At 61.5% G+C, this 5,591-nt stretch carries 4 protein-coding genes and 1 pseudogene; 2 read left to right on the top strand and 3 right to left on the bottom strand.

Features of this window, described 5'->3' with window-relative positions; genetic code table 11:
• Window positions 1-82: 82 nt before the first annotated feature.
• Window positions 83-325, bottom strand: a pseudogene (locus G3446_RS25235) (transposase); the annotation flags it as partial.
• Between the two features lie 843 nt (window positions 326-1,168).
• On the opposite strand from G3446_RS25235, the gene G3446_RS25230 reads away from it, so the two are divergent.
• On the top strand, window positions 1,169-2,050 hold the full coding sequence (locus G3446_RS25230) for an RpnC/YadD family protein (protein ID WP_164456442.1): 882 nt from the start codon (window positions 1,169-1,171) through the stop codon (window positions 2,048-2,050).
• 648 nt (window positions 2,051-2,698) lie between these two features.
• On the opposite strand, the gene G3446_RS25220 is transcribed toward G3446_RS25230, so the two are convergent.
• Both G3446_RS25220 and G3446_RS25215 read right to left on the bottom strand, forming a co-directional pair.
• A complete protein-coding gene (locus G3446_RS25220; protein WP_164456441.1) occupies window positions 2,699-3,718 on the bottom strand; it encodes an IS630 family transposase in 1,020 nt (339 codons plus the stop codon).
• Between the two features lie 26 nt (window positions 3,719-3,744).
• Window positions 3,745-3,966 carry a hypothetical protein gene (locus G3446_RS25215; protein WP_164456440.1) on the bottom strand — a complete coding sequence of 74 codons (222 nt, stop codon included), beginning with the start codon at window positions 3,964-3,966 and terminating at the stop codon, window positions 3,745-3,747.
• A gap of 676 nt (window positions 3,967-4,642) precedes the next feature.
• Here G3446_RS25215 and G3446_RS25210 point away from each other — a divergent pair.
• On the top strand, window positions 4,643-4,849 hold the full coding sequence (locus G3446_RS25210) for a YgaP family membrane protein (RefSeq protein ID WP_164456439.1): 207 nt from the start codon (window positions 4,643-4,645) through the stop codon (window positions 4,847-4,849).
• The last annotated feature ends 742 nt before the right edge of the window (window positions 4,850-5,591 follow it).

Below are 5,591 nucleotides of genomic sequence, written 5' to 3'. Positions count from 1 at the left end.
GGGAGGCCCACCCCTCTCCCTCATGCAAAATGACTATTTAAAGGGGAAAATCCATCAGGGACGGTGGCCAGGCTCAGCGGTGAGTGCTCTGGAACAGGGTGCCCCCGATCAGCGAGGTTTGCGTACGGCAGGCCTGGCACTGGAAGGCCTTGCGGGCGCCGACATGCAGCACCTAGGCATGCGCATGCCCGCACTTGGGGCAGCGAAATCCATCGGGCCAGCGCACCCGCTCGAGCTCCGCCTCGCATTGCGCCTCGGTGCCGAACTGCGCATGAAATGCCGGCAGCGACAAGCCGGGTTGAAACTGGATGCGATTCATCGGCATGCGCGGATCCTCAGCGAGCTCGGGTGTCCCAGTGTGCGCCATTCTTCGGCGAAAAACTGGCTCGGCTGAAGAAAGTTGCTAATCAGCAGGGGGTTTTCGGAGGGGACTCACCAGTGGGACTTCAACCCACCTGATCTGGGCGCTGCCCAGCACACACTATGAGCCCCTCCGACTCCCGCGACGACCCGCGTCGACTTCGGACTCGCCTTATACGACGCGGTTGACGGTTCTGGGCCTCCACCGCCACGGGTCTCCCGCACTGGGACTGATTGACTTCCACCACATGCCACCCCTGCTACCCCGGAAGAATCGATGGGACGCTCTCGTTGTCTCTTCCCACCGGCGGCGGCCTTCCCCTTCCGACCACAGGGTCGGCTTCTTCGATTCAGTGACGAGGCTACCTCTCGGTTCGCTTACGCTGCGGCCTGCGATTCTGCACCCACGAAACTCACGACCCTTGGTTACCCAAACGCCGCTCCGGGGCACTACAATGGTGTACGAGCAACTCCATCGGCGGGACTTCAACCCGCAAGTTAATCAGCCTGTTACGGCATACTGTCAGGTCTTGCTTCTTGCCTCTTCGGCTGCGCGAACGCACTGGATCGGGGTCGGGGATCGCCTTGCTGCAGATCGAGATGACGACTTTCAGGTCGCCGTCAGTGGTTGGAGGAGACGGAATTCAACTCTTTTTTGGCGACATCGCCCGTTTGGCGACATCACCCGGAACGGTTTGACCGGCCCGCGAGCGACGGGGTTTGGCTCCCACCCCAACTATGCTCGCTTTGCGCTGTGCTCGGGGAGCGGTGACAATCCCCCGATCCCGCCACGCGCCCGGATGGCCCCATGTCCCACGACCAGAACTTCAAGAACCTCATCCTCGACTACCCGCGCGCGGCGCTCGCCTTCTTCGCCGCGCCCGAGGCGCTCGACCTCGGGGGGGATGTCCGTATCCTCCCGGTGCGCCAGGAGCAGTTGCAGGAACGTCTGGGCGAGCGTTTTCGCGAGCTCGACGTCCCACTCCTGGTCGAGTGGCCGGACGGGCGGCGCGAGGCGATCCTGTTCCTGATCGAAGAGGAGAGCGACGCGCGGCGCTTTTCCATCCATCGCTTGGCCCATTACTGTCTGGATCTGGCCGAGCTGTTCGGCACCGAGCGCGTGGTGCCGGTCGTCATCTTCCTGCGCGCGGCCAGCGGCGTCGCCACCCAGTTGCGCCTGGGCGGCGAGCGTCACCTTTATCTCGACTTCCACTACCTGCGCCGCGTGCTGGCCGAGCTGACGTTCGAGGACTACCGCGACAGCGACAACCTGGTCGCTCGCCTGACGCTGCCCAACATGGCCTATCCACCCGAGCGCCGAGTGGAAGTCTACGCCCAGGCCGTGCGCGGTCTCACGGCCCTGGAGCCCGATCCCGAGAAACGGCTCAAGTACCTGGATTTCATCGACATCTATGCAGCCCTTGACGATAATGAGCGCACGCAATACACACGGGACTACCCCGACGAGGCACAGACCATGAGCCGGTTCGCCGAGCGTTTTCGTGAAGAAGGCATGCAGCAGGGCATGCAGCAAGGTGAGGCCCGCGTTCTCGCGCGGCTGCTGCGCCTGAAGTTCGGTACGCTGCCGGAGGATGTCGAGCAGCGCCTCGTCGTGGCGGACGAGGCGACCTTACTCGTCTGGTCCGAACGGGTGCTCACGGCGACCTCGCTCGAGGAAGTGCTGCACTGAGCCGATCGCGGCCCGCGCGCCTACCCCAGCGGAGGCGGTGACCTTGCGCGGGTTCGCGGGTTCGAGGTCAGGTCTCCTATTGTTGCAAGTCATGGAACAAGCGCTTGGGTCCTCGCCCGGCCCCCAACAGTCAAGAGCCGCCATTCGGTGAGATGCCCGGCAATGGCGCTGGCCTGTCGGAAAACACTTGTTTTCCGACAGGCCGATTGCCTAGCGTCGAATCGCCGCCCGCCAGACCTGAAACAATGTGCGGAAAACCCTGTCGCTTTGTAAGAGTATGCGGAAACCGCTTCCCGATGGTTATCCGTTCATGCTGGTTGGCGACATGCGCGTCTCGTCGGACTCCGACCGGCAGAGCAGGGACCTGCAGCACGATGCGCTCCTATCAGCGGGCGCCGATGCCCGGCATCTCTTCTAGCGAGGCTTCGCCTCCGACCGACGAGTCATGTGGTGGCCCCGGTTGATCGTCCGGAGCCGCTAAGCTCAGGGTATAGCCGCGTGTGCGGCGGGTCGGCGTTGTGCCGATAAGTCAACCGGGGCCAACGACAATGATAGGACAGCGCGTCGCGGAGCTGTTGGACGAGCATGTCGGGCTGGACGTCGAAGACATCGACCGGCTCTATTAATCGTTGCAGAAGTGCTCGCAGTTCAGCCGAGCGCCTCGGAGATGTACTTGGTGTCTGGCATCCGGAAGAAGCTCCTGATCAACGCTGTTTGCTTCTGAATCGAGTGCAAGATCGACAACAAGTGACGTTTCATGTCGTCGTTGCTCAGAACCGGCAGCTTGGCGAGGCGTGCTTTGGTGTGGTTCCGGACCTGCTCGTCGGGGTTGAGCTCAGGTGCATAGGCGGGCAAGAAGGTCAGCTGGATCTGACCGTTCTGCTCGGCAATGAAGCGCTGGGTCTCTTTGCTGTGGTGGTAGCGCGCATTGTCGGCAATGACCAGAATCGGCTTGCCGGCATCTTTGCGCAGCTTCTTGAGGAAGGCGATGAAACGAGCGGAGCCCATGCGCTCGGCGATGAAGCCAAAGCGCATGTCACCGCGCGGGGAGACGGCACTGATGAGCTTAAAGCTGAAGCGCCCACCACTGTTGCTGACGACCGGCGTCTTGCCGATGGCGCCCCAGGTCGTGCCCCGATGCGCATCGCTGCGCACCGAGGCCTCATCGACAAAGTAGATCTCAGCCCCCTGCCGACGTGCCTCAGCCACCGCCTCCGGGAAGGTCTCGTTCAGGTACTCCTTGAGCTTGCTTGGATTTTGGCGATAGGACTTGTATACCGGGCGCTGCGGGCTCAGCCCCAGGTGCCCGAGCAAGCGGCTCACCGCACTCTTGCTCAGCGCGACCTTCAGCTCGCGCTCGATCAACGCCCGCAAGGTGTTGAGCGTCCAGAGGCAGAAGTCGAACTGAAACTGCTGCGGATTGCCTTGCGTCACCGCCTGATAGACCCATTGCATCTGCTCGGCAGAGAGCTTTCTCGGGCGCCCCGTGCGTCGCCCTTCCTTGAGGGCATCCCACCCTCCCGAGCGATACAGCGACAGCCAGTCAAAGACCGTGCGCTGGGGGATGTTGAAGATGCGCGCAACAACATGGACCGGTTCTTGGCGAATGACGATCGCCTCGACGACCTCTTTACGCTTCTGATTTCGCAGTTCGATCTTGGTGCTCATGCCCCATGATTTTACACTGCGAAGACTTATGCAACAATTAATATCTCAACCTCTATCAGCCGCGCCTGCAGACGGGCGGTGGCGTGGTGGCCTTCTTCAAGGGGCATCGTGGAGCGCAGGTCGCCTCGACCACGTTGATGGCGCCGATGACGCGCGCCTTCGCCGCGGCGGTGCAGAGGTTCGCCAAGCAGGAAGGGATCGAGGTCGTGCATTTCGAGAAAGGTCAGCGCAAAGATGATGAGACGCAACGTCGGCTCAAGGACCACCACCCCGCGACCGCCACGACTTATTGAGAAGTTACGTACTCTACGGCTCTCCAGGATCTCATGGGGTAAGTAAATATCATGCCTATCCGGTTGCTACCCAACGATTCCATGCTAGTTGTGTTTTCGAGCCGAAAGTGCGGCACAAGCCACTTCCGCGAGCCGTCAGACCCCTGGATCGGCGAGTGCATGCGAAAAATCGGCCGCATTGCGGGACCCGCGGCATGGTGTGGGAGGCAACCGGATAGGCATGGTAAATATCTTCCAAAACAAATACTCGATTGATATTTTCGGCGTACACGAAAGTCAAAAATGAGGCTGAGCGCGAAAATTCCAACCTTCTGATTTCTAAAGAATTACACGTATTGAAAAGGCACATCAAGCGGTAACTTTTTGAAAGCTGGATGGGCGTTGGCAGTTTCGGCCCTGGCTCCAGCGCAAGTAGCCGCACAACCCGCCTGGCAACATATTGATATCAAAAGAAACACCGCCCATGAAATACCGGAGAGCCTACTCTACGCATCGGCCAGACGTCGCGGGGCCTTGCGCACTGGAAATCGGCGGCGATGGCCCGATGTCGCCGGTATGAGGCGCTCGGTCTGTCTGACCTGAGCGGCGCCACACAACGCAATCCTGCGTTAAGCAACCTGGGAGCAATCGTATGGAACTGGTCAAGAACGTGGGTCAGCAGGATCGGAGTATTCGCCTCGTCGCGGGCGGTGTCGCGATCCTTTTCGGCATCGCCACGGGTCTATGGTGGTTGGACATCGTGGGTCTTATTCTGATTGCAACGGCCTACTTCGGTACCTGCCTCGCCTACATCCCACTCGGCGTCAACACGACTGAAGAGACGTCCGACAAGGGGTAGACCCAACAGACGTCACCGGCCGCCATGTCCGCGTAGACCTTGCATTTGCGGCCATCTGAGCATTGATCACCTCCTTGGCTCGGAGCGGTCGGTCGCACTACTGACGCGACCGCCGCTTCGACGCGGGAAGCGTTCTACGTCGATGTATTCTTCGATGGGGGCAACTGGCGCACGCTGTCGGATTCGCCGCGAGCAAACGCAGCCTGTTGCTGAGCCCACAGCGGTCGGTCGCCATCATCCAAAGATTGCCTCAGGGGTCGTGACCGGGCCCAACATTGACCTCGGTGCGTGCTCACACGTTTCGACTGAATGGGAAGCCGTCGGGCCTGGCGCCCTGCCCGGGCGCCACTGGCATGGCCACAGTCCGCGGGGTGCGGGAGTAGCGTTGCTGGGGTCCCGAGTTTGCATTGAACCGCCCGCCCGTCTGACAAACGAGGTCGGGGCCCATCCTTTCTGCGACCTACCTTTCGATCTTTCCATGCCTCTGCTGCGTCTCTTCGAAAGAGGCTTCTAGGCACTTCGCCCTGACCCCGAAGATGGCCTCTGCAAAGGCGCTGGCACCGACGGCTTCCGCAAGCACGCCAGGCAGACTATTCAGTTCCGCCAATGCGCCGCGCTGTAACCCAGCGCTGTGCTCGGACCACTACCCCAGTGAGGACACCGTTGGAGCGGAATCGGCCCGCGCCCCGGACGCGGCGCCGGCCCGCCGGTTGCCGGCCGGAGCTAGCCGCACCCCCCAACC

It is taken from the genome of Thiorhodococcus minor (assembly GCF_010820565.1).
GTDB classification, from domain to species: domain Bacteria; phylum Pseudomonadota; class Gammaproteobacteria; order Chromatiales; family Chromatiaceae; genus Thiorhodococcus; species Thiorhodococcus minor.
This window is presented reverse-complemented; position numbering and strand designations above follow the sequence as displayed.

Coding starts and splice junctions, on each gene's coding strand:
- G3446_RS25210 (WP_164456439.1), top strand. CDS start 4,643: ATGGAACTGGTCAAGAACGTGGGTCAGCAGGATCGGAGTATTCGCCTC.
- G3446_RS25230 (WP_164456442.1), top strand. CDS start 1,169: ATGTCCCACGACCAGAACTTCAAGAACCTCATCCTCGACTACCCGCGC.
- G3446_RS25220 (WP_164456441.1), bottom strand. CDS start 3,718: ATGAGCACCAAGATCGAACTGCGAAATCAGAAGCGTAAAGAGGTCGTC.